The sequence below is a fragment of the Bradyrhizobium pachyrhizi genome (assembly GCF_001189245.1).
Taxonomy (GTDB): Bacteria; Pseudomonadota; Alphaproteobacteria; order Rhizobiales; family Xanthobacteraceae; genus Bradyrhizobium; species Bradyrhizobium pachyrhizi.
On the sequence record NZ_LFIQ01000112.1, the window covers coordinates 35383 to 60011 of the forward strand.

Annotated in this window: 14 protein-coding genes; 11 read left to right on the forward strand and 3 right to left on the reverse strand. The window is 56.0% G+C overall.

The features are described from left to right. The first annotated feature begins 57 nt into the window (after positions 1-57). From AKL29_RS29070 to AKL29_RS29085, 4 genes are all read left to right on the forward strand, one after another. Positions 58-693, forward strand: coding sequence for a winged helix-turn-helix transcriptional regulator (locus AKL29_RS29070; RefSeq protein ID WP_244482484.1), 636 nt, complete (start codon positions 58-60; stop codon positions 691-693). 645 nt (positions 694-1338) lie between these two features. Beyond that, positions 1339-2898 carry an amidase family protein gene (locus AKL29_RS29075; protein WP_244482485.1) on the forward strand — a complete coding sequence of 520 codons (1560 nt, stop codon included), beginning with the start codon at positions 1339-1341 and terminating at the stop codon, positions 2896-2898. A gap of 195 nt (positions 2899-3093) precedes the next feature. After that, positions 3094-4257: an iron-containing alcohol dehydrogenase gene (locus AKL29_RS29080; protein ID WP_347336997.1), complete on the forward strand. Its 1164-nt coding sequence runs from the start codon at positions 3094-3096 to the stop codon at positions 4255-4257. A 36-nt stretch (positions 4258-4293) separates the two neighbouring features. After that, the gene (locus tag AKL29_RS29085) at positions 4294-5496 is read left to right on the forward strand and encodes an ABC transporter substrate-binding protein (RefSeq protein WP_050386524.1); all 1203 of its coding nucleotides are present in this window, start codon (positions 4294-4296) and stop codon (positions 5494-5496) included. A 149-nt stretch (positions 5497-5645) separates the two neighbouring features. Here AKL29_RS29085 and AKL29_RS29090 read toward each other — a convergent pair whose 3' ends face one another. The 3 genes from AKL29_RS29090 to AKL29_RS29100 form a co-directional block, all read right to left on the reverse strand. Next, entirely contained in the window at positions 5646-7100 is a 1455-nt protein-coding gene (locus tag AKL29_RS29090) for an amidase family protein (RefSeq protein ID WP_050386525.1), read from the reverse strand. Between the two features lie 525 nt (positions 7101-7625). Beyond that, positions 7626-8423: an SDR family oxidoreductase gene (locus tag AKL29_RS29095; RefSeq protein ID WP_050386526.1), complete on the reverse strand. Its 798-nt coding sequence runs from the start codon at positions 8421-8423 to the stop codon at positions 7626-7628. Positions 8424-8735: 312 nt separating this feature from the next. Then, entirely contained in the window at positions 8736-10196 is a 1461-nt protein-coding gene (locus tag AKL29_RS29100) for an MATE family efflux transporter (protein ID WP_082190751.1), read from the reverse strand. 253 nt (positions 10197-10449) lie between these two features. On the opposite strand from AKL29_RS29100, the gene AKL29_RS29105 reads away from it, so the two are divergent. From AKL29_RS29105 to AKL29_RS29135, 7 genes are all read left to right on the forward strand, one after another. Beyond that, positions 10450-11025 (forward strand): TetR/AcrR family transcriptional regulator, encoded by a 576-nt coding sequence (locus AKL29_RS29105; RefSeq protein WP_050386527.1) that lies wholly within the window; start codon positions 10450-10452, stop codon positions 11023-11025. 667 nt (positions 11026-11692) lie between these two features. After that, positions 11693-15007, forward strand: coding sequence for a carboxyl transferase domain-containing protein (locus tag AKL29_RS29110; RefSeq protein WP_050386528.1), 3315 nt, complete (start codon positions 11693-11695; stop codon positions 15005-15007). Positions 15008-15271: 264 nt separating this feature from the next. Then, the gene (locus AKL29_RS29115; protein ID WP_244482486.1) at positions 15272-16495 is read left to right on the forward strand and encodes an ABC transporter substrate-binding protein; all 1224 of its coding nucleotides are present in this window, start codon (positions 15272-15274) and stop codon (positions 16493-16495) included. Between the two features lie 237 nt (positions 16496-16732). After that, complete coding sequence (locus AKL29_RS29120) at positions 16733-18589, forward strand: acyl-CoA synthetase (RefSeq protein WP_050386529.1); 1857 nt, start codon at positions 16733-16735, stop codon at positions 18587-18589. Between the two features lie 900 nt (positions 18590-19489). After that, a complete protein-coding gene (locus tag AKL29_RS29125; RefSeq protein ID WP_050386530.1) occupies positions 19490-21574 on the forward strand; it encodes a 3-hydroxyacyl-CoA dehydrogenase NAD-binding domain-containing protein in 2085 nt (694 codons plus the stop codon). A gap of 211 nt (positions 21575-21785) precedes the next feature. After that, the gene (locus AKL29_RS29130) at positions 21786-23027 is read left to right on the forward strand and encodes an acyl-CoA dehydrogenase family protein (RefSeq protein WP_050386542.1); all 1242 of its coding nucleotides are present in this window, start codon (positions 21786-21788) and stop codon (positions 23025-23027) included. A gap of 81 nt (positions 23028-23108) precedes the next feature. After that, entirely contained in the window at positions 23109-24077 is a 969-nt protein-coding gene (locus tag AKL29_RS29135; RefSeq protein WP_050386531.1) for an NAD(P)H-binding protein, read from the forward strand. Positions 24078-24629 lie beyond the last annotated feature (552 nt).

Sequence of the window (24629 nt, forward strand, 5' to 3'; positions counted from 1 at the left end):
AAAATCCGGCAATGATTGTAAGCATATGTCAATCGCTTGGCTCCTTCTGGAGCAGCATTGAACATTTCGGGACTCGAGATGCCAAAAGAGAGAAGGGCGCGGATCGCCAATGAGGTTTGCTCGGTGGCGCGAGCGATGGATGCTATTGGCGATCGTTGGTCGATTCTACTGCTCAGGGAGGCCTACTACGGCGTCAAACGCTTCGACGATTTCGAGCGGTACGTTGGGTTGGCTTCCAATATTCTCAGCGCGAGGCTGAAGAAACTAACCGAGGCTGGGATAATGACGCGCGTCCGGTTGCCGGAACACGCGGGACGCTATGAATACGTGCTCACTGATAAAGGCCGCGACTTCTTCCCGGTTTATCTTGCGCTAAAAAAATGGGGTGACGATTGGCTGGCTGAGCCTGCAGGGCCGCAAGTTATCTTCAACGATCGCGAAAACGGCCAGGAAATAGTGTATCCGGATTTTCGGACTGCAGGGGGTAAATCGCTCAGATTGGAGGATATCGAAGTGGTGGCTGGTCCGGGTGCGGTGTCTTTTAATCGGCACAGATTTGGTTCCGGGTCCAAAGGCGCAGTGACTAAACCGGCGGCCAACCTCAACAGCAGCCCCGCTCGGCTTCGCAAAGACCGGCCGAGTGTCGAGAAGTCGTCGGCGCTTGCTCGACCCGCAAACATTCGTAAGCGGTGAAGGCGCATGAGCATTTCCGGAGCTCGCGTGGCAAGTCCAGGCTGGCGACTGGGCCGCTTAATCAAGACCTTGAGCGTTTGATCGCGATCTCGTCGAAAATTCCAACTTTCGGTGAGTGCGGCCGCGGTCCTTACATCAATCCATCGCCGGTGCGGTGAGTTCGAAGCTACCTTTGTCTCCAATAAGATTGTCGTGCTCGGTGGCAAACGAGCGGACAAGATCGCAAGGATTGCGATCGATTTCCCATGGCCAGGCGGTCTGGAAGCCTCTTCCATAGTTAGGTCGTGAGACTGCTTTTGGCGGTAGTGGTCCGGGGACACGTCTGCTCCAAGATCAACTAGTAATTTCGTTCGAGCGGCTTACCGGCCAGGCTAAGACGCGAGGCGTGCGCAGCGTTTTCTCGCCATCGCGCGGGAAGGTCGTCGGCTATGACAATCGCGAGCTTTCCGTGTTCCGTGGGAGGGGGGCCGGCCTTCGCTGAGCTCGAAACATAGCTCGGATGCCCTGATGTTCCGAAAGCTGATCGCCTTGCGGGTTACGTTATAGCTATTGAATGATGATCGGCATATGGTATTATGACCGATATTCTATGCCTCGATGCGCCGCGGCACGCGGCATGTTGCAAGCAAAAAGGGAGTTGTCTGCATGTCCACGGAAATCGAAAAGGCCGGACCCGATAAGGTTCACGCCAGCCAGGGCCAGTCGTCGATTGATAGACGAGTTCTCATGAAGGGCATTGCTGCGACGACGTTGGTCGGCGCAGGTCTGACCAACGGCAGGTCGGCACATGCAGGTAACGAGGCCCATGAATTGGGCGTTCGCGCTGCTGCTTTGGCAATCAAAAATGGTACGACTACCTCCGAGGAGCTTGCGACCAGGCTGCTGCGCCGCGCCCGTGAACATTCAGATCTGGACGCCTTCATCACCATCGACGAGGCAGTGGTACTGCGGGCCGCAAAGGCCGCGGATAACGACCGGGCCGCGGGTAAGTCCGCACCGCTCCTCGGTGTGCCTCTGTCTGTGAAAGACAGCTACATGACGCGGGATCTTCCGACGACTTTCGGAACCGCGGTCTTGAACAATTTCAGGCCCAGTCAGGATGCGCCCGTCGTACAATCCGTCAGAGATGCCGGAGGTCTTGTGTTCGGCAAGAACAATCTCGTGGAGATGTCGTACGGCTTGACGGGGGCCAATTCACATCACGGACAACCCCGAAATCCTTACAACAAGGCTCACGTGACCGGCGGATCGTCGAGCGGCGTGGCAGCTTCGGTGGCCGCCCGTCTGGTTCCGGCCGCGCTTGGCGGAGATACCGTTGGTTCAATCCGCGTTCCTGCATCACTCTGCGGAGTGGTGGGTTTTAAGCCGACGCAGGGCCGTTGGTCCGGCGATCTCGTTGCTCCAATCTCAGGTACGCTGGACACGACCGGCGTCCTGGCGCGGAGTGTCGGCGACTGCGCGTATATCGACGCGGTCGTTACCAAGGCGTCACTTGCCACACCGAAGGATCGGGTCGACCTAAAAGGCATCAAGCTCGGATATGCGCCGAAGGTTCACCTCGATGTGGCCGACGCTGACGTCGAGAAGCTGTTCCGGGAAACGCTCTCAAAGCTGAAAGATGCGGGTGCTGAAATTGTTGAAATAGACCTCGGGCAAGATTTCTCCGCGATTGCAGAACGATCAACTTGGGGGATCTTCTTTCACGAGACAAAGCCGGCGATCTCAGATTTCCTGAAGAAAAACAACGTGCCAGTTACGTTTGAGCAAATCTATGAGGATCTCACGCCGCAGATCAAAGACGGGTGGTCAACATTTGTCTTGCCAACGGGCGCACAATACTTCGGCGAAGAGGCCTATCAGAGTTTCATGAAGCAAGACCGACCAGAACTTAAGCGGCGCTATCGCGAGACGTTTGCACAAGTGGATGCGCTCGTGTTCCCCACAACGCCCTGTACAGCTCCGCGCATTGACACTCAATGGGAGTTTCCCGTCGCCGGTAAGAAGACGCTCTTCACCGTTCTTGCGAGAAATACGTTTGCGGCCAATTGCGCAGAACTGCCCGGCATTAGCATTCCCATGGGATTAGCCGCGAATAATCTGCCCGTCGGCCTGGAGTTAGACGCAGGAACCGGTCGCGATTCAAGCTTGCTTGAGATCGCGCAGCGCGTTGAGGCTGTCGTCGGCTCTATCTCTGGCCCGGCGTAATAGAACGCGGCTGTCGCCGATGTGCCAGGAGGGGAGGTGGCTATTATTGGCCGCCTCCACACATGCATGTCTTTGTCGATGCCGAGCGAACAGTTGCGTGATGTAGAGCCGCGGGTCGGATCGCGCAGTGTTCTATCCATCGCGGCAAGTAACGAACTGAATAAAGTTGACTCATCTTAGGAGACCTGGAGGCGAATGATGCGCAAGAGTGGAGCTCACAACTTTCCAACAATGGATCGTGTTGTTTATGGGAAGCCGGCGTCAGACGCCCTGAGTGACGAGGCCGAGCGGCTCAACGCCCAGCGTGTGTTTCTTATCGTTAGTCGGACGCTAAATACTCAAACCGACGAGATCGAGAGAATCCGTCTGAAATTGGGCGCGCGACATGCAACAACTATCGACGGTATTGCTCAACATACAACACGCAAAGAGGCAGCCAAAGTCGCTCTAGAGGCTAAGTCTGCCAAAGCAGATCTGATTGTCGCTGTTGGTGGAGGCTCCGCTGTCGACCTTGCCAAGATTGTCATCATGGCGATGGAGCACGACATCCGCGACGAAGCTGGCTTCGATCAATTTGCCATTGCTCCCGGAATGAGTTCCTCGCCATTCCGAGCACCTCGGGTCCGGCAGATCGCCATTCCGTCAACCCTGAACGGGGGCGAGTACAATGCTGCGGCTCTTGTGACCGATGAGCGCAATAAGCTGAAGCAGATCTTCATGCATCCTGAGATGATGCCGATTTCCATCATTTTGGATCCGTTCCTCACTCGTCACACACCGTCGAATCTTTGGATGGGGTCGGGGACCCGTGCCATGGATCACGGTATCGAGGCCCTGTGCTCTCCGGCCGGCGACCCCCTAGCTGATGAAGTCGTCCTGGCTGGCATTCGGATATTGCGAGAAGGAATGCTTCGGACGTTAGATAATCCCGGTGATATCGAGGCGCGCCGGCTATCTCAGTATGGCTCCTGGCTCTCGGCTTTTGGACTGCAAGCCCGTATCCCGATGGGGGCAAGTCACGGCATCGGTCACGTACTCGGCGGCACTTTTGATGTGCCTCACTATTACTGCACGCCCGTGATTATGCCGAGCGTTCTCCGCTACAACGCCCCGTTCACCGAAGACGCTCAGATGCGGTTGGCGACCGCTCTGGGTGCTCCGGGTGAGCCTGCAGGTGATGCATTTGCACAGTTTACGAGCAAGCTTGGGCTACCCAGTCGACTTTCCGATGTGGGTATCACCGAAGACAAGTTCGAGCAGATTAGCAAGATCGCGATCAAACACCGCTTTGTTCAAGCGAACCCGCGTCCTTTCAAGAATGAGGCAGAGATCGTCGATCTGTTGCGCATGGCGGCTTAGCCGAATGCCAAATGTAACGAGGGAAGGAACTATTTTATGAAAGCAACTCTTCAAGTAGCGCTCGCAGCAGCATTCGTGGTGGTGGCGACGCCTGTGCTTGCAGATGATCCCATCGGGGTCACTGCAACGGAGATCAAGGTTGGTGGCATCTTTCCATATGGCGGCCCGGCATCGTCCTTGGGGCTTATTGGGAGGGCCGTCACTGCATACGTCAAGCAAGTCAACGATGCGGGTGGTATCAATCACCGAAAGGTAAACTACATCTCGTACGATGATGCGTACAGTCCTCCGAAAGCTGTCGAGCACGCACGCAAGCTTATTGAGAACGATGAAGTCGCCTTCATGTTTAGCCAACTAGGTACGCCCGGGAATACTGCAACCGCAAAATATTTGACGGCGAAGAAAGTGCCGACGCTTGGAATCATCAGTGGGTCGGCCAAATTCACCAACGTGAAGGAGTTTCCCCTAACAACGACCAGTCTTGTAAGTTTTGATACGGAAGGAAAAATCTACGCGAAGTACCTTCTTAGTACGCTGCCGAATGGAAAGTACGGAATTCTGTACCAGAACGATGACCTTGGTAAGGACTACGTCAAGGCGTTCCAAAGCGTCTTGAAGGAAGACTTTGAAAAGAAGGTGACGGCGGTCGCTTATGAGATCACTAGTCCCACCATCGAGTCGCAAATTGTCGCGCTTCGCAGCGCAAATGTTGACGCGCTATTTGTGGCCGGTACCCCGAAGTTTGCTGCACAGGCTATCCGAAAGACAGCTGAACTGGGGTGGAAGCCAACGATCATGCTCAATTATCCATCGAGCTCCGTGGGCGGTACGCTTAAACCTGCCGGATTGGACGTGTCCGTTGGTGTTGTCGCTGGAACCGTCCTCAAAGATCCTACTGACTCGAGGTGGGACGATGATCAGGGGATAAAGGACTACAAGGAATTTCTTGCCAAATATATGCCTGGTGCTGACATCTCTGACACAAACTACCTTGTGGGATACACGCAGGGTATCCTGCTCGAAAAGATCATCGAACTGTGCGGGAATGATCTATCTCGCGAAAACATCATCAAGCAAGCCAAAAGTCTGAAAGCTCTGGTGCTGCCGACACTAATGCCAGGCATCACCGTTACTACCACTGAAGCCAGTAATATGAATTTCACACAGATGCAGTTGCAGCGTTGGACCGGATCTCGCTGGGAACAAGTTAGCGATGTTCTTCGCGCCGATTCGGAATGATCACGAGTGGGCCGCGATCAGCCGGATCGCGGCCCTTCCTTCTATTCACGTGAGCAGCCGAGCACGAGCTGCGTGGAATTCCAGCCTGCGGAGACATCGCTTGCGCGGCCCTGCTGATGCGAGATTCTCAGGACTGCGCAGAGCGTAGGTCATAGTGTCGGTGCTGGGAGCTCGCCCACGATAGCTTGCACGCGTCGGCCTATCTCAAGAAGTGTTCGGTCGTTACCGGAGGCACTGTCGATCTCCAGGCCAATTGGAAGGCCCGCGCTCGAGAGACCGATCGGGATGTTGATGCCCGGCAGTCCGGCTCCGCTAGTTGGGATAGTGTTTTTCGAAAGTGTCAGATCCGTCGCCTCCTTATCAGCAATCTTAAAGCTTGACTGCTCGTCAATCCGCGGTGCCGGGCAAGGCGTCGTAGGGAAGATGTGCGCGATGGAATCATTTTGAATAAGCGCATTAGCTAACCGCCGCTGCAGCTCCGGTCGATCGATCATTAGTAGTTTTCTGAAAGCCTCGTCAGAGATATAGCCAGCTCCCGTTGGTAAGACGAGATGGCTCCACGCTCCCTTAAGTTCCGGCTTGAGCGCGTCGTGGATATCCTCAAACGATACTGGAAGATGATTGTCAGTAAGAAACGTCGAAATCGCTTTATGAGTTTCGCGGAACATGATCGCCCACGTCAAATTTCCCGCGAGCTCAGAGAAGTCGTCGCCGAGATCGACCTCCAATACCGCGGCGCCGGCCTCCCTCAGCGCCCTTAGCGTTTCTCTGAACCGAGCTTCAACCTCCGGATCGATCCAGTCAAGGTACTGCCGGGGGGCGTAGATAAACCTTGTTCCTTTGAGATCAGATCGGTCGTAGGTCGGGAGTGCAGAAGAATTGGTAACGATCTGGTCAATCAGCGCGCAATCTTCTGCCTTGCGAGCAAGAACACCAGTCGTATCGAGGGTATCCGCGATCGGAGCGACCCGTGTGACTGGCCATCTTCCCGTAGTAGGCTTGAATCCGACTACGCCGCAGAGGGATGCAGGCACTCGGATCGAACCAATGGTATCGCCGCCGAGTGAGGCTGGAACGATGCGTGCGGCAACGGATGCTCCCGATCCGCTGGATGACCCACCGGAGACGTGCTCGAGGCCATACGGGTTCTTCACTTGCTCGAAGTGGAGGTTGTGCCCTACCAGACCGTATGACATTTCTACGAGGTTGTTTTTCCCAAAAACAATCCCGCCAGCATTCTTAATCGCCTGGACAGTTTCAGCATCGTCGCTGGGAACGTAATCCTTCAGTAGCTTTAACCCGAGTGATGTAGGGAGTCCGCGCGTTGCGTAACTGTCCTTAACTCCAATCGGGACGCCAAGAAGTGGAGCTCTAGAACTGAGCCCGGCGGCGCGCGCCTTGTCCGCGTCCCTGGCCGCGGACAGAACGGAAATTTCGTCGATCGTGATAAAGGAGTTGAGAGTGGCGTATTTCTTAGCCTGCTTCAGCAGCCCGGAAGTGTAGGCCTCGGATGTAGTCTCACCGTTTCGGATCGAAGCTGCGGCTTCCGCCAGACCAAGTTCTGTCAGCTCAGTGCTCGAAGCGGCGGTTGCGGTTGATGACACGTTTTTTCTCCAGCGTGACTAGCCATTGTGCTAATTAGATCATCTAACATAAAAGCATGATCATAATACAATAGTTAATTGGCGAAGATTGGCGTCGTGTTCGAACCTTTATTCACGAGTGCCCAGACGGTGTTCGTTCAAATCCCGCTTGCGGTTAGACACAGCCGGATGCCGCTCCAGGAGGAGCGTTGTATTAGACGTCCCCAATGACGGTTGCGCGACCGCGACGGCCTGGTAGCTGAGCGAGGAGCGAAAATGAGAAGGGACGGTGCTGCGCCCAAGGACGGGACCATGGCTTGTGTCGCAGTTGCCGCATTGAAGCGGTAAACGACAACGCCCAGCTCAGCAAACAAACACCGGCATACGCCTTTCGAAGAAGCCGATCAGGTAAGGATGGTCACCTGGTTGAGCATCGCGTGGTCTGACCACAGCAGAGGGCAAGCAGCACGCCAAAGCTCAGCAGGCACAACTGCCAATCTCATCTCTCGAATTACGAGGGCCATGCTTGCGTCCACATGACGTCTCTCAGTGCCGGCCGCCGGCTTCGCGCATCGCCGCTTGGATCTTGGCCATTCCGCCGATCCAGCGATCGTAATTCTCGGTCTTCTTGCGCATGTAACCGAGCACTTGCGGATGCGGTAGAATCAGGAATTTCTCCTGCTCGATGCCATTGAGAGCGTCCTGAGCCACCTGCTCCGGGCTCAAGTCACCATCGCCGGATTGGGGACCCTTGGGAATTGAATGAAGCATGTCGGTGTCGACGCCCTGAGGGCACAGGATCGAGACCTTTACGCCGTCAGCGCGATGCGAGATTGCGAGATTCTCCGCAAAGCCTACCGCGGCGTGCTTGGTTGTCGAATAGGCAGCGCTTCCGACCTGCGATAGGAGGCCCGCGGCTGAGATGGTATTGAGGAAATAGCCGCCGCCACGAGCCTTCATGAGCGGAATCAAATGCCGCGCGGCGTAGACATGTGCCATGACGTGGATTGCCCAGCTTTGCGCCCAAGGCTCGTCGGACGACCCGCCGGCGTTGACTGCGATCGGATCGAAGCCGCTACCGATACCGGCATTAGAGCAGAACAATGAGATGGGCCCGAATTGCTGTTCAGTCTGCTCGATGACGTGCTGGATGTCTGTCTCCCGCGCAACATCGCATTTGAAGGCGGCGCCGCCGATGGATGCGGCAACCGTTCTCGCGTTATCATGATTGATGTCGGCGACCACGACCTTGGCGGCGCCAGCACGATGAAACACTTCGCATAGCGACTTGCCAATGCCATTGCCGCCTCCGGTCACAACAACGACTTTGTCGCCAACCTGCATCACTGAACTCCTTCAATTCCGAGAAAAAATGACCTGTTCGAACTCTGCATGCCGAAGCCGAAGTTGGATGTTCGGGACGCGTTAGCGCAAGCCCGCGACGTAGTGGGAGACGCCCCATGGGACTATTGGTACCCGCCGACGGCGCGGATGACGAAAGCGGTGAATAGACCTGAGTGAGACACCAGGGGATCAATCGAAACATCGTCACAGGATGATCACCGGGTGAGCCGCCCGAGGCGTATCTCGTAAGCTGAAATCGGAAGCGCCTGGCCGATTTGTCGAGCAAAGTCCATTCAGTAAGCGGATCGTCGATCAGCGTGCTGGTGGACGCCAAATGGCGCGCGAAAGCATCAATGAGACGCATATCGCAGCACTAACTACAATCGATATGGCGACCATGGTCGCGAGGACCGTCATCCCCGCATTGAGATATGCAACCGCAATCCAGCTGCCACCTGCACCTATCCCCGTTTTAGCGATCGAGGCGACAAGCGGACGAATTGCCCGTCCTGTGCCTTGGGCAGCGAACGATATGACGAAGCCAAGTCCCAGGGCGCAGTAAGCGGGAGCGACGATCCGCAAATAGGTTGTGCCTTCACTAACTACGATCGGATCCGAACTAAACAAATTCAACCACATCGTAGGAAACGTGGCCACTGCCAAACCTATAGTCCCTGTAAGGAATGATCCCACAACTCCTCCGGTCCAACCGATCCTTCTTGCCCGAATAGTTTGGCCTGCTCCCATATTTATGCCGACCATCGTCAATGTGGCGGTGCTGATACCAAAAAGGAGAGGTATCATGATGTAATCTAGCCTGGCGGCAATTCCGTATCCTGCGAGGGCGTGGGTTCCGAACAGTCCGACCGCTCCCGTGATACAGATGACCGTGAGGTTAGCCAGCAACGCGTTCAAGGCAGTGGGAATCCCGACCTTCAGCATATCCAGGATTAGCCCGCCCCGTGGGCGGACTACTCGGAAAGACATGCCGGCACGCCCCGAGAGCATATAAGCAAGGAGGAATAGCGTTGCCGCGGCGTAATAGAGTCCAAAAGCGAGACCGGCGCCGGCAATCCCAAGCGGAGGAAGCGAAAACAACCCGAAAATAAAGACCGGTGAAAGTGGGATCGTAACGATTGCGCCGATGAGCGTTACGAGTGCAGGGACTTTGACGTTGCCTGCTGCTCGAAGTGCCGCCGACTGTAGATTGACAATCCAGACCGGGATAGAGGCGGCGAAAAGATAGTTCGAGTAAGTGACAGCAGCATCGAGCGCAGGTCCGCGGCCCCCCAACATTCGGTAGAGCGCCGGACCGCCCACAAACAGGGAGCCCGTGAACAGAGCGCCGACGAAAATGGCGAGCAAAACGGCATGAAAGAGTGCGTCGTCAGCGTCCTCCAAGCGCCCAGCGCCGATCGCGCGTGCGACCGTCGAAGCCACGCCGCTCCCGAGCCCCCCGTTTGACATCATGATCATTAGCATGAAGACAGGAAACACCAGCGCAGCTCCGGCAAGCGCGTCGGTCCCCAAAGAACCGACATAATATCCCTCTGCTATATTTACCGCGGTTTGAGCAACCAGCACCGTCACCGTGGGCAGAGCTAATCTGAGAAGCGTGACCAATACGGGCCCGTAAAGAACCGCGTCGCGGCTATCCTTTGCCCGGTTATGGCTCGACGAATTCAGCTTTGCTCCGGTGGAGGCTGGCAGCGCAGCATTACCGACCGGCACCTCTAGTAATGGAGCGTCGCGATCTAGCACATCGGTCGTCATATACTATTTACCTAAAAGTCGCTTGATGTTATAGAGTTGGATAATAATAAAATATTACGATCGTACTTCTACGCTCGAGATTGCATGACGTGACGCCGATACTGCATACCGGTCCTTGCATCGGCTGTTATGTGGAGCAACCTTGGCTGCCGTTTGCCCCACAACGACCTTCTGCTATTAGTCGTGTTCGGACAGCGGGCGGCACTCGGTTGCGCTGGCGACGTTGAGAGCGTGACCAGGTGGAGATCTGACTATGCGCTACGAAAAGGGTCACCGCGAGAGAACTCACAAGCATATCGTCGAAGTCGCTTCGCGGCGTTTCCGCGTTGACGGTATCGCTGCTGCTGGCCTCGCGGGCGTGATGAAGGAGGCGGGCTTAACTAATGGGGCATTCTATGCGCACTTTAAGTCCAAGAATGACTTGGTGCGCGAGACCCTGATTGCAGCTCTCGATCAGCGGCGTGACCATGTGCTTGAAGCTCTATCGGACGAGGCAGTTGTCGAAGACGTAATCCGCGACTATCTCAGTCCAAAACATCGTGATACCCCTTCGATCGGCTGTCCGACCTCCGCTTTGGTCAGCGAGATATCGCGTCAGCCGCGCAAGATCAGGACGGCATACACAGAGCGTCTCATCGAATTTGTTCAACTGATTGCTGACCACATCCCGAACGCGGACCCGATCAAGTGTCGCCAAAAGGCAATGGGCATCTTCTCGGTCTTAATTGGGGCAATGCAGCTTTCTCGCGCGGTCTCAGACAAGGGGCTCTCGGACCAAATCCTGCGGGACGGCATTGAGGCTGCTCTGCAAATCGTGGCTCGAGGATAGGGAAGGCGCTCCATTCGCCGGGGCGATTAACAGCGCTCGTTGCTCGCTGACCCCTAGGCGGTGTGGACACTTATCTGATCCATAGGACGATTGCAGCGAGAGAAGGTATCGCTGCGCGAATGAAGCACACGTCGCCGTAGGGTATCACTCCCTAGTTTACTGGCAGGGGCCCTCGATGTTCTCGCGAACCGAGTTAGTTCGGGCAGCGAGCGCTTCGAAGATAGCCTCGTATTGCTCCACGCCACTGCGTTCTGACCGAAGCTATTGCGCGGTAGGCATTTGCCCCAGCCTTGTCGGGGGGCATCGAGACAGATCCTGAGCGATCCGAATTCATATCTGAATAGGCTGTCATCAATAATGGCATTGCCCCTCGTTTTCGCGCGAGCCTACTTTGTCGCGGGAACGGTCGTTACGCAGGGCAAGGTCTCGCAATAAGTCATTTTGACCGTCGCAGAATTGGACGCGGTCCGATCGTTGCTTGTCGCTCAAATGGGGAAATCCCACTGAACCTCTCTCAACATCAATGTAATTCCTGGGGGACGCCCGCATTCTCGCTGGGTTACTGACGCCGGGTAGCCGTCGTTCACTCTCTCGTCGGCATGAATAGTAACGGTGGGAGCGCTTGGGGCGCAACCTTCGTAGACTGAAGGACTGGATAGGCCGCTCGATGCATAAGAGATCGTTCAAGAAGCTGCTAGTCGCCAATCGTGGCGAGATTGCCATCCGCATTGCGCGAGCTGCTGCTGGGCTTGGCATTAGGTCAGCGGCCATCTATTCCATTGAAGACGAGCAATGTTTGCATGTGCGCAAAGCCGACGAAGCCCACGCGATCGGGCGTGCAGGAGCCGCGGCGTATCTCGATATCGAACGCGTCGTCGCTATCGCAAAGCAAGCGGGATGTGATGCGATACATCCGGGCTATGGCTTCCTAAGCGAAAATGGAAGCTTTGCGCGTCGTGCCATTGAAGAAGGCATTACGTTCGTGGGACCGTCACCGGAGGCGCTGGATCTGTTTGGCGACAAGGGCGTGGCGCGCAAATTAGCGGCGAAGATCGGCGTGCCCGTAGTCGAGGGAACGGTGGGCGCAACGAGTCTCGATGAGGCGAAGAGGTTCTTTGGTAAGCTCGGCCGCCCCATGATGATCAAGGCGGTCTCCGGCGGTGGAGGCCGCGGTATGCGCGCCGTCCGCAACGCCGAGGAGATCGAAGATGCCTATATCCGTTGCCGCTCGGAGGCCAGGGCGGCCTTCGGAGATGATGCGGTTTACGTGGAGCGTCTGATTGAGGATGCCCGTCACATCGAAGTGCAAATCGTTGGCGATCGAGTTAACGCCGTCCGGCATTTTGGTGAGCGTGAATGCACGATCCAAAGGCGCAACCAGAAGCTGATCGAGATCGCGCCAAGCCCCTCCCTTTCTGAAGGTTTGCGGGCGAGAATCCTCGATGCGGCCATCGAGTTGGCTGTTGCAGCAAAGTACGACAATCTAGGAACATTCGAGTTCCTTGTCGATGCCAGCGACTCCAGCGACAGAGCCTACTTCGCCTTTATAGAAGCCAATCCGCGCCTGCAGGTCGAACACACCGTGACGGAGGAGGTGATGGGCATCGATCTCGTCGCGACTCAAATCAAGGTTGCGGCCGGCTGCACGCTTGAGGATCTCGGCCTATGGCGTACACCAGCGGTGGCGCGAGGCTATGCCGTTCAGCTTCGGGTGAATATGGAAACCATGGATGTGAAAGGTGATGCGCTGCCGAGCAGCGGCACGTTGACGGCCTTCGAGATGCCGTCCGGCCCTGGCGTCCGCGTCGATACGTTCGGCTACGTCGGATATCGGACGAGCACGTCGTTCGATTCATTGCTAGCGAAGCTAATCGTGCACTCGCCATCACCCAACTTCATCGATGCCGTCGCGAAATCGTATCGAGTTGCTTGCGAGATGCGAATTCACGGTGTTGCAACCAATATATCGTTCCTTCAGGCGCTGCTCAGTAACGCAGAATTTGCCGCCAATAGAGTCAATACGCGTTTTATAGAGAACAACATCCGGCCTCTCCATGCGGAAGCCTCCGCGACCCATCCGCAGCTATTCTTCGAAGCGGCGGCAGCAACAGAACAGTTAGTGGCGACCTCCTCCGCGCAGAAGGGGGGGCCGCCTGGTACTGTCTCCGTCACGGTACCACTGCAGAGCACGGTGGTTGCAATTGATGTCGCGGAGGGCCATCAGGTCCGGGCTGGCCAACAGGTTGCTGTCGTCGAAGCAATGAAGATGGAACATCTTATCATTGCGCCGCAAAGTGGAGTGGTTCGTAGAATCTCGACCGAAATTGGTGAGACGCTCTATAAGGACAACCCGATCCTTTTCATCGAACCGGCCGAGATTGCAAGCACTCTAGAGGTCGCCAGCGAAGCGCCGGATCTTGATGCTATTCGCCCAGATCTCGCCGAGATGATTGCGCGGCAAGCGTTTACACTCGACGCCAACCGCCCGGATGCGGTTGCGCGGCGACGCAAGTCCAATCAGCGCACGGTGCGCGAAAACGTAGCAGCGTTGGTCGACGATGGAAGTTTCATTGAATACGGCTCCCTTGCAGTTGCCGCGCAGCGGGCTCGTCGTACCCACGAAGATCTCATCCGCAACACGCCGGGGGACGGCATCGTCACCGGCCTCGGCACGGTAAATGGAAGCAACTTCACTCACGATCGATCTCGCACGATGGTCGTCGCTTATGACTACACTGTGCTCGCCGGCACTCAAGGCCAGCGCAATCACCAGAAACAGGACCGGATGTTTAGGCTCGCTGAGGAGCTGAAAATCCCACTTGTATTGTTGGCGGAAGGCGGCGGCGGCCGACCTGGAGAGACGGAAGGGCTCGGTATTACCGGCCTCGACGTGAAGACATTTGGCGCCTTTGCTCGATTGAGTGGACTGATCCCGCTCGTAGGTGTCGTGTCGGGCCGTTGCTTTGCTGGCAACGCGGCGCTGCTCGGTTGCTGTGACGTTATCATTGCCACACGCGATACAAATCTGGGCATGGGCGGTCCTGCGATGATCGAGGGCGGGGGACTTGGTGTTTACAAGCCGGAGGAAGTCGGGCCGGCCAATGTGATGGCGCCAAACGGCGTAATTGATATTCTGGTGCAAGATGAAGCTGAGGCTATCGAAACAGCCAAGAAGTATCTTTCGTATTTCCAAGGATCGTTGAAGACTTGGAGTGAGCCAGACCAGCGGCTGCTACGACGCGCAATCCCTGAAAATCGCTTGCGCGTTTATGACATTCGCGATGTCATCAATACGCTTGCGGATCTCGGCTCGGTTCTGGAACTGCGTTCTCAGTTTGGCGTGGGTATCATTACCGCCTTCATTCGAATTGACGGGCAACCCTTCGGGTTGCTGGCTAACAATCCAAAGCACCTTGGCGGTGCCATCGATGCCGATGCCAGTGACAAAGCCGCACGCTTTGTGGCGCTGTGTGATGCCTTCGATATTCCTCTGGTATCTTTGTGTGATACTCCGGGCTTTATGGTCGGTCCGGAGGCAGAGAAGTCCGCACTGGTGCGACATGTTTCACGGATGTTCGTGACCGCGGCGAGCATCAGCGTACCATATTTCACTGTGGTGCTACGAAAGGGTTACGGCCTTGGCGCACAAGCAATGGCGGGGGGCGGCTTCCACGCGCAGAAATTCACAATCTCATGGCCCACCGGTGAGTTTGGAGGCATGGGATTCGACGGTGCCGTGCGCCTGGGCTTCCGTAGGGAAATGGACGCGATTTCCGATCCGGCGGAGCGTGAGGCGTTCTTCAAGACGAAGGTTGCTGAATTGTACGAGACCGGTAAGGCGATCAGCATTGCGTCTGTACTTGAAATAGACCAGGTGATCGACCCAATCGAGACGCGACATTGGATAATGAGTGGCCTTCGGTCTACGCCGAAGCCTGAGCAGCGAAGAAGCCGGAAGCGACCGTGTGTAGACACATGGTGATAGCGACCCATCCCGAGTGATACCTGCGCCTTGATGCTGGGCAGGCGGGTCCGTTCAGGAGTGATAGCGAGATCGCCGACGAGAAAAGGGCGTTGGTCGGCAGATGATCGATCGCGTCCCGCGAAGAGGTAGGTAGCGAGGTGGGTGTTGCAATGCATCCGCATCCTATCAGACGGGTTCGTGCTGGCTGGTATCCCCGGCGCGGATCGTGACGTGCCATTCCATGGGTGAAATGACGTCGATCAGTTATTGGGGGAGACGAACGTGAAGCAGAATACGACTGTGTGGGCTGGCATGGTTGCTGGCGTGCTGATGTTGTTGAGCATGAGCAGAGCCGAGGCCCAGAAGGCATACGGTCCGGGAGTGACGGACATCGAGATCAAAATTGGCAGTACGATACCACTCAGCGGTCCCGCTTCCGCAGCGAGCATACTGGGCAAGGTCGAAGAAGCTTACTTTAGGAAGATCAACGAAGAGGGCGGCATCAACGGCCGCAAGATCAAGCTGATCACGTACGACGACGGCTACAGTCCACCGAAAACCGTTGAACAGACGAGACGGCTAGTTGAGAGCGACGAAGTATTACTCGTCTTTGGCTCTGTCGGTACTGCAACGAACGCGGCGGTGCAAAAGTATCTGAACTCGAAGGGCGTGCCGCAACTGTTTCTTGGTTCACGTGCGGGCAAGTGGAACAATCCAAGGCAATTTCCTTGGACCGTCGGTTTGGGCCCTAGCTATTTCGCGGAAGGTGAAGCGTTCGGGAAGTACCTCCTTGCGCAATATCCGGCCGGAAAAATCGGCATAATCTATCAAAACGACGATTTCGGAAAGGAGCTCCTGAGCGGGCTGAAGAAAGGCCTGAGCGACAGCGCTTCCGCAATGCTTGTTGCCGAGGTAAATTATGAGGTGAGTGAACCAACTGTCGACGCACGGGTTGTCAGCATCAAGTCATCCGGAGCGAACATCCTCATCGATGTCACGACCCCAAAGCACGCCGCACAGGTGATCAAGAAGGTTCACGAGCTCGCGTGGAGCCCGGTTCATATCATCAGCAGTGTCGTCGCATCGATCGAGACCGTCATAAAGCCGGCGGGACTGGACGCATCTCAAGATATCATCACTGCGACCTACGTTAAGGACGGCGCTGACCCGCAGTGGTCAAACGATCGTGGGGTGGAGAACTTCAACGAGTTTCTCACGAAGTACTATCCTGAAGGGGGGCGATCCGATGTTCTTGTAGCTTCCGGATACATATCGGTGCAACTGTTGGTGCACGTCTTCAGGCAGTGTGGTGATGATTTGACGAGGGAGAACGTGCTGAAGCAAGTCACTGCGCTTAGGGGTTATGAAGCCGACATGCTTCTTCCTGGCATGAAGATCGTCGTCACGCCGGTCGACTATACGGGCCTCCATCAACTGCAAATGATGAAGCTAGTCGGCGATCGCTGGAAACTCTTCGGCGGAGTAATCAACGTAGGCGAGAACTGAGGTCAGTTATCACCACAATAGCTAAGGTTGGCGGCGAGGCCAGACCAGGTCGAGAAGATGAAAAATCGATGACCAAAGTGACGGTCGCAGGCTGGTAAAAGCTGCGCGACCGAGAAATGCTGTGCGCTAACTGAGGGCAACAATTCTGTTGGCGTATGTTGAAATGTCCTCGCGGGTTGTCGCGGTATCATGCGCCGAGTGTTGATGTCGATAAAAGGAAAAGCAAGGAGAGGAAAGATGTTGTCGGAAGTGAGCTATCCGCTCCGTACTCTGGCTGATATCGAGAAGTTCGAGACCGAAAAGACCTTTGAAGAACGCTGTAGCTTTCAAAGTGTTTACGATGTTTTCGTAAACGCGGAAAAGAGATTTTCTCGGAAGCCAGCTCTCACCTTTCTCACGACCGGTGAAGATGACGAAGCGCCGCGGGATATATCTTACAGAGAGTTGCTAAGAGGAGTTACGCGGGCAGCTAACTTCTTTTACGATCTCGCGGGCCCGCGGCCCGGAGTTGCTATCATGCTGCCGCACCTGGTCGACACCCACTTTGCGCTGTGGGGGGCCGAAGCTGCGGGCTATGCGCTTCCGATAAACTATCTTCTTCAAACCGATCATATAGCTGAGTTGGTGCGGGCATCCGGCGCATCGATTCTCGTTGCTCTCGGGCCTAGTCCAAACTCCGACATCTGGGAGAAGGCTCTCGCAGTATTAAATCTAGTGCCGGGGTTAAAGCTCGTTCAGGTATCCCCAGCAGACGCCCCGGTGCACCAGAGTGCTATCGCATGGTCGGCGTCGCAAGGAGAGCGTGATTCAGATGTGCTGAGATTTGAGAGGCCTGGCAAACTGGACGAAGTGGCTGCATACTTTCATACTGGCGGCACAACAGGCGCTCCGAAGCTGGTTGCGCACACTCATCGCAACCAGATCGTTGCAGCCTATGGTGGAACGGTCTTGCTGGAGATCTCCGAGAAAGACGTTGTTCCGCACGGTTTGCCGCTCTTTCACGTAGCCGGGTCAATCCTGTGCGGGCTTTCTATGCTTATGGCTGGAAGCCGTCTTGTGATCTTGTCAGCGAGCGGCTTTCGTAACACGCAGATCGTGCAGAACATGTGGAAGATATGTCAGCGATTCGGTGTCACAATGACTGGTGGCATTCCAACGGTGGTGGGCCAACTTCTGCAAGTGCCGCTGAACGGAGCCGACATCTCAAGCCTTCGGACAGCAATTTCGGGAGCTGCGCCAGCACCTAGGTCAGTGATCGATCAGTTCGAAAGAATGACGGGCGTCACTGTCCACGAGCTCTATGGAATGACCGAGAGCGGGGGCCTTGCAACAATTGTACCGACGGCGGCGGAACCCGTTGCGGGCTCTGTGGGATTTAGACTGCCTTATACACGTACAACGGTGAGGCAGCTGGGGGAGGACGGTTCGCTGGGCCAGGAATGCGCTCCATATGAAGTGGGAGTGCTCTTCCTCTCTGGGCCGAATGTGACGCCTGGTTATCGCAGTCGCGAGCACGATCAAGATGTCATTCGCGACGGCGTGCTCAACACGGGAGATCTCGCCTACAAGGACGAAGACGGCCGCATTTACATTGCTGGTCGCGCTAAAGATCTGATCATCCGAAGCGGCCACAACATCGATCCTCAAATGATCGAAGATGCGATCCAACGTCACCCGGCAGTGTCGCTTGTCGCTGCGGTAGGAGAGCCAGATCGGTATGCAGGGGAACTACCGATCTGCTACGTAACTCTTAAACCTGGCGCGGAGGTTAGCGTCGACGAACTCCGAAGTTTCGCCGAGCCACTGATCGCCGAACGACCAGCTTGGCCGAAGCACTACTACATGGTCGATAGCATTCCGTTGACTGCGATTGGCAAAATATTCAAGCCACAATTGCGCATCGATGCCGTTCGTCGACTGATATCGCGGGAAGTCATCGATACGATAGGGGTTAAGCCGACCGAGATCAAGATAACGACCGATCGAAGGACCGGGATGAAAGTTGATGTTACGCTTATAGACGTCGATTCGTCGCTGCGGTCTGATGTTGAGCGTGCATTCGAAGGGTACAGTTTCGAGGTTGCCGTGAGCTGATCAGAGATAGTCGATAGAGCTGTCAAGGCCTGCAACCGAGCTATTGCGAGCCAACATTGTCGCGTCGCATCGGATGAAGATGCATCCCGACAATGAGCAACATGTCGAACGCTGCTACTGTATCGGAGCACAGGGTCACGAACGGATGGTCAACGGAACATGAGCTCGTTTGTGCCTGGCGGCCGCTCCATCTCGAACATTCGGTCTTGCATAACCTCGAAATAGTGTCTCGGTATACAATTACATCGGCGTTTCGCCGATGGATTGGCACAGTTCAGGGGCGTTCCTCTAAACCTTCTCAGAGCCGCGCCAACGCGGCCATCTAGATTGCGTCAGCGTGCATTGGATTGTCAACAAAGCGGCGGCTTCGGTGGCCGATTCATAAAGAGGTGTCGCCCCGATTACATTTTGCTAGCGTTCGACTTTATGCCGCTCGTGTGAGAGGAGAGACCTGCGCGTGGCGGAGCTTTAAGGCGTCACAAAGGAATTCTTCTGTCGTGGCGCGTGGTAGGCCTACGCCGACCCCAGCAGCGGCTAATCCGGTGCCACGGCCCGATCCTGCTAATGAATACCGGAATCTCTCGCAGAGCCTTTGCGAAGTTATATTACGACGCAAATGTGGCAGCATGATCGATGCTCAATGGCATCGAAGATTTAAAGGTGCGGGTGTCACAAAGCGCGCAGCCCCGCGAAATGGCGGTCTGGGTCTCACGAGAAGCAAAGAGCCCAAAGGTCGAGAGGTCCGAGAACAACCATCAGCTAATCACGGGTGAATAATTCTGAACCAATTTTGAGCCTTACCAACACATGAACCTTCTGCGATTGATTCCCAGAATCACATTACGTCGATGACGAGCGAAGCCGACGGTATGGGATGTCTGTCCCGTAGAAGGTGGAATTATGACTAGTCCAGTTACGATTCAGAGTCATGGCGATGTTGCGGTCGTTCTTGTCGACAATCCGCCGGTCAATGCGCTCAATGCAGCGGTTCGGCTGGGATTGTGCGATCAAATGGCCCAGGTGCTGGCAGACCCGGCATACAAGGCCGTCGTCTTGGCATGCGCCGGCCGCACTTTCATCGGCGGAGCGGACATCAGGGAATTCGATCTGCCGAACGGCGGCGGCGGGCCAGGTTTCGTCGAAATCAATGGATTCTTTGAAAATCGCATCAAACCGGTGGTGGCGGCAATTCATGGGGTGGCCCTCGGTGGGGGTCTTGAGATCGCTATGGCGTGCCATTTCAGGATCGCCACGCGCGACGCGACCTTTGGTCAGCCAGAAGTAAAGCTGGGTTTTGTGCCTGGCGGCGGCGCTACACAGCGGCTGCCGCGCGCTATTGGGATCACCAAAGCGGTGGAAATGATCATCGGCGGAGAGCCCATCGGCGTCAACGAAGCGCTCGGACTCGGGCTAATCGATGATCTATTTGAGGGCGAGCCGATTGCGGCCGGCATTGCCTACGCGCGAAAGATCATTTCCGAAGGGCGCCCGTTTAGTGCCCTCCGCGACGATGATTCGAAACTTGCTGCAGCACGAGACAACCGAGCGTTGTTCACGGATTCGGTTGCCGCGGCTGTCAAACGGACGCCATATAAAGAGACCGCGTTAGCGTGCGCGGAGGCCCTAGGGTGGTGCCTCGACATGCCCTTCGATGAAGGCATCGACCGAGCTTGGGATTGCTTCCTGACCATGAAGGACAGCGAGCAATCCAAGGCTCTCAGGCATGTATTCTTTGCGGAACGCAGCATCAACAAGATCGCTGGAGTTGCACGCGATACCAAGCGGAGAGAGATCAAGTCTGTCGCTGTCGTTGGTGCAGGTACCATGGGGGGCGGCATTGCGATGTCGTTCGCGAATGCCGGCGTGTCCGTAAAGCTAATCGAGGTTGGAAAAGAAGCTCTTGAGCGGGGTCTCGCTACGATTCGCAAGAATTATGAGTCGACAGCTGCCCGTGGCGGTATGTCGAAAGTAGACGCCAACAAGCGCATCTCTCTGATCCAGGGCGATGTAGGACTAGAACACGTCGCCGACGCGGACCTCATTATCGAGGCGGTGTTCGAGACCATGCAGATCAAGAAGGATGTGTTCGTTGAGATCGACAAGTATGCCAAGCCAGGCGCTATTCTTGCGACAAACACATCATTTCTCGACGTGAACGCAATCGCCGCCGTCACCAGACGACCCGAGGACGTCGTCGGTATGCATTTCTTCAGCCCGGCAAATATTATGAAGTTGTGCGAGATCGTTCGAGGAAAAGTGACGGCGCCGGACGTGCTGGCGACCGTATCGGCTCTCGCGCGCCATATTGGAAAAGTGCCGGTCGTCGTCGGCGTTTCGTTTGGCTTCGTCGGAAATCGCATGCTTCTTCCTCGGATTTCTCAGACAGGGAAAATGCTGCTCGAAGGGGCTTTTCCTCAGCAGATCGACGGAGTTGCAAGGAAGTTCGGCATGATGGGCCCGCTTGCCATGGGTGATCTGGCGGGTCTCGATATCGGTTGGCGCTCGCGAAAAGACAGCGGGGAAGTCTCTCCGATCGACGATGCGCTGTGTGAGGCGGGGCGGTTCGGGCAAAAGACCGGAGCAGGCTACTATCGATACGAACCCGGATCGCGCACACCTATTCCGGATCCGGACGTTGAAAAGCTGATCGTGGATACCAGTCGCAAGTTGAACGTCACTCGACGGGCGTTCAGTGATGAAGAGATTCATGAGCGCCTGATCTATCCCATGATCAATGAGGGTGTACGAATTCTCGAGGAGGGGATTGCCGAGCGTGCTAGTGACATCGATCTTGTATGGATCCATGGGTTCGCATGGCCAATTCAGACCGGTGGACCAATGCACCTTGCCGAACGAGTTGGACTGACGCGTGTTGCCGAGCGCTTAGAGCACTTGGCTGCATTGGACAATGACAATTCCTTGCGTCCGGTGCCATTGCTCAAGCGGCTCGCCGACGCCGGTAAGGCATTCGTATCATTCAAGTAGATGCCGAAGGATTCATCGCGCGACCAGCCGCTCCGAAATACGTTGGCCTCCTGTGTCATCCTGATTGTCACCGCTGCGTAGGAGCCCGTAGCTATTGGACTGTCTCGGCCACCAGACGAGCACAGTTCGAAACGCGTTAACATTCAGTCTTGGGTCCGATGGTGGAGAAGAGCTTGCGATTCTTGAAAAGACGAAGAGTGAGGATCAGTCTATGAATTTCGATCTGTCCGAACGTCAGCGTCAGTGGCGGGATCGCGTCGTCGCTTTCACAGACAAGCATATCGAGCCGGCCATCGTAACTTACGATAAGCAGCAAAAGGAGGGCGAGAGATGGAAAGTCTTGCCCATTATAGAGGATCTCAAAGCCAAGGCGAAAGCGGAGGGGCTTTGGAATTTGTTCATGCCTCCGAATCAGCACGAGGATGACGAATTCCACGGCGCTGGTCTGACCAATCTGGAGTATGCGTTATGCGCCGAACATATGGGTCGCACGATGTTCGCGTCGGAAGTGTTCAATTGTTCCGCCCCGGATACGGGCAATATGGAAGTACTTTTGCGTCACGCAAATAAGGAGCAGAAGCGCAAATGGTTGCGGCCGCTGTTGGATGGCGAAATACGGTCTGCATTTTTGATGACCGAGCCGGCCGTCGCATCGTCTGACGCTACCAACATCGAGACGCGGATTGAGCGTAAGGGCGACCACTACGTCATCAATGGCAGAAAGTGGTTTTCGTCGGGTCTTGGTGATCCGCGTTGTAAGATCACGATTTTGATGGGCAAGACCAATCCAGATAACCCCCTACATCAGCAGCAATCCCAGATCTTGGTTCCTCTCGATACACCAGGCATTACCATCGAGCGTTTGCTTCCGCTCTTTGGATATGACGATGCGCCGCATGGTCACGGACAAGTGTTGCTCCAAGACGTGAAGGTGCCCGTCGAGAATCTCCTGCTAGGGGAAGGCCGAGGATTCGAGATCGCGCAGGAGCGCCTTGGACCAGGCCGCATCCATCACTGTATGCGTACCATAGGCGCTGCTGAGGCAGCTCTTGAGCTTATGGTGAAACGGCTTAATCAGCGTGAGGCGTTTGGCAAGCGCTTGATTGAACACTCTGTGTGGGAGCAACGTATTGGCGAAGCCCGCACAGACATTGAGCGTACTCGTCTTCTGGTTCTTAAAGCGGCCGACATGATGGATAAGGTCGGCAATAAGGCTGCGAAGCTGGAGATTGCGATGATCAAGGTTGCGGCACCGGTCATGGCGCTCAAAGTAATCGACAATGCAATTCAAGCGTGGGGCGGCGCCGGCGTTACTAACGATGTCAGTCTCGCCCATAGCTACGCCTTCATCCGTGGCCTGCGCGTCGCGGATGGTCCGGATGAGGTACACAATCGTACTATCGCGCGTCTGGAAATCCGTCGTCAGAGCAATGTCGTATCGTTCTCGGCGTGAGCCGAGATAGTGCTTACGGCTGAGGTCGCCACGGCGGCTCTTTACAGCTTATATGTGTAGAAACCAAACCTAGGGCATCAAATGTCGAAGAATGATCCAATCCTCATCACCGGCGCTGGCGGAGCGGTCGGCTCGGTCAGCAAGAAGATGATCGAGATGTTGCTCAAGGACGGCCATCGTGTTCGCGGCTTCGTGCGAACGGATGACGAGCGAGCTCAAGCGCTGCGGACCATGGGTGTAGAAGTCTTCGTTGGCGATCTTCTCAATCCGGAAGATCTCGCAAAAGCGATCAAGGGCTGTCGCCGTGTCTACTTCAGCATGAGCTTGAACCCCTACTATACTGACGCGACAATTCTGCTTGCGGCGGTGGCGCGAGCCCAGGGGAATATCGAGGTGTTCGTGAACATCTCGGAGTACGAGCAGTCGCGGATGACGTATGATCTGATGACATCGTCCCGGGAGGTGCGGGCCAAGGAGTTTGGCGGCCTTATCGCGGACTGGTCTCCTCAGCAGCGCGCACATTGGTCATCCGAGCAAGCGCTGAAGTGGTCCGGCCTTCCTGTCGTAAATATCCAAGCCACGATTTTCTACGAGAATCCCATCGTTTCGAGGTTTGTTCTCAAGCCAATGTTGGAGTCCGGCGAGTTGCATTTGCCTTTCGGTCGGCAAAAGCTGTCGCCCATCGCGGCGTACGACGTGGCCGAACTGTGCGCAAAGATACTCGCTGAGCCGAAGGGGCACCTTAACAAAGATTACGTATTGACCGGACCGGAGCTGATCGGCGCGCAGGATCTTGCCGAGAGCTACTCGACCGTGATTGGACGCAAGATCACCTACGTGCCGCACGATCCCGACGAGTGGAGCAAGGCGTTTATTGACAAAGCTCTTGCACACAACCCGCATGTCGCGGCACACCTCAAGACGCTTGTTAAATTCGTCGCTGGAGGCTTCTACAACCGTGTGACAGGGCAGCTTGAAGAACTGCTGGGCCGTGCCCCGAAGGAGACCTTATGGGCGCTCACCCAACTGCCTGGATTGAAGAAGGCCTAGCATCCTTTGTATCAAAGGAGAACGTATAGATCGGGCCCCAAGTAGCTCAGGTGAGCCGTGCGAGGGCCCGATCGACGTGGCTCATTGTCGACATCAAATTGTTGCCTCCGCTCCACGGGAGCGGAGGCAAGATCGCCCCGGATTGATCGGCCATGGGGATAGACCAAGCGGGGCCCTGACGGGCGGCAGACGAATAGCGTCGGTAAAGCGATGGTTGCCCGTACGGGGTTGACGGACAGAGGGACCGGGACGGCCGCAAACTAGAATTTGACCCACCGTGGCCGATCGCATTTCAAGCTTACGCCCGACCGGCCATCATCATCTTCTCTGCCAAGCTGGTAGGTCGTCATGCCGCGATGGTTAGGAAGGTAACCAGGCCCTTGTTTCAGCGATCGCTGGGGCGTCTGTCTACGGCCCATGCCGCGCTCGCACGGATAGGCTCCCCGGGGCGGAGCGCGGGCCAGCCGGCTATCAGCTCGATCGAGGCGCCAGAGCGTTCTACCGCAAATCCCAATCCCCTACCGTACGCATCCGGTCAGCACCCCGGGCAGG

Coding starts and splice junctions, on each gene's coding strand:
- AKL29_RS29075 (WP_244482485.1), top strand. CDS start 1,339: ATGTCCACGGAAATCGAAAAGGCCGGACCCGATAAGGTTCACGCCAGC.
- AKL29_RS29080 (WP_347336997.1), top strand. CDS start 3,094: ATGATGCGCAAGAGTGGAGCTCACAACTTTCCAACAATGGATCGTGTT.
- AKL29_RS29085 (WP_050386524.1), top strand. CDS start 4,294: ATGAAAGCAACTCTTCAAGTAGCGCTCGCAGCAGCATTCGTGGTGGTG.
- AKL29_RS29095 (WP_050386526.1), bottom strand. CDS start 8,423: ATGCAGGTTGGCGACAAAGTCGTTGTTGTGACCGGAGGCGGCAATGGC.
- AKL29_RS29100 (WP_082190751.1), bottom strand. CDS start 10,196: ATGACGACCGATGTGCTAGATCGCGACGCTCCATTACTAGAGGTGCCG.
- AKL29_RS29105 (WP_050386527.1), top strand. CDS start 10,450: ATGCGCTACGAAAAGGGTCACCGCGAGAGAACTCACAAGCATATCGTC.
- AKL29_RS29110 (WP_050386528.1), top strand. CDS start 11,693: ATGCATAAGAGATCGTTCAAGAAGCTGCTAGTCGCCAATCGTGGCGAG.
- AKL29_RS29120 (WP_050386529.1), top strand. CDS start 16,733: ATGTTGTCGGAAGTGAGCTATCCGCTCCGTACTCTGGCTGATATCGAG.
- AKL29_RS29125 (WP_050386530.1), top strand. CDS start 19,490: ATGACTAGTCCAGTTACGATTCAGAGTCATGGCGATGTTGCGGTCGTT.
- AKL29_RS29130 (WP_050386542.1), top strand. CDS start 21,786: ATGAATTTCGATCTGTCCGAACGTCAGCGTCAGTGGCGGGATCGCGTC.
- AKL29_RS29135 (WP_050386531.1), top strand. CDS start 23,109: ATGTCGAAGAATGATCCAATCCTCATCACCGGCGCTGGCGGAGCGGTC.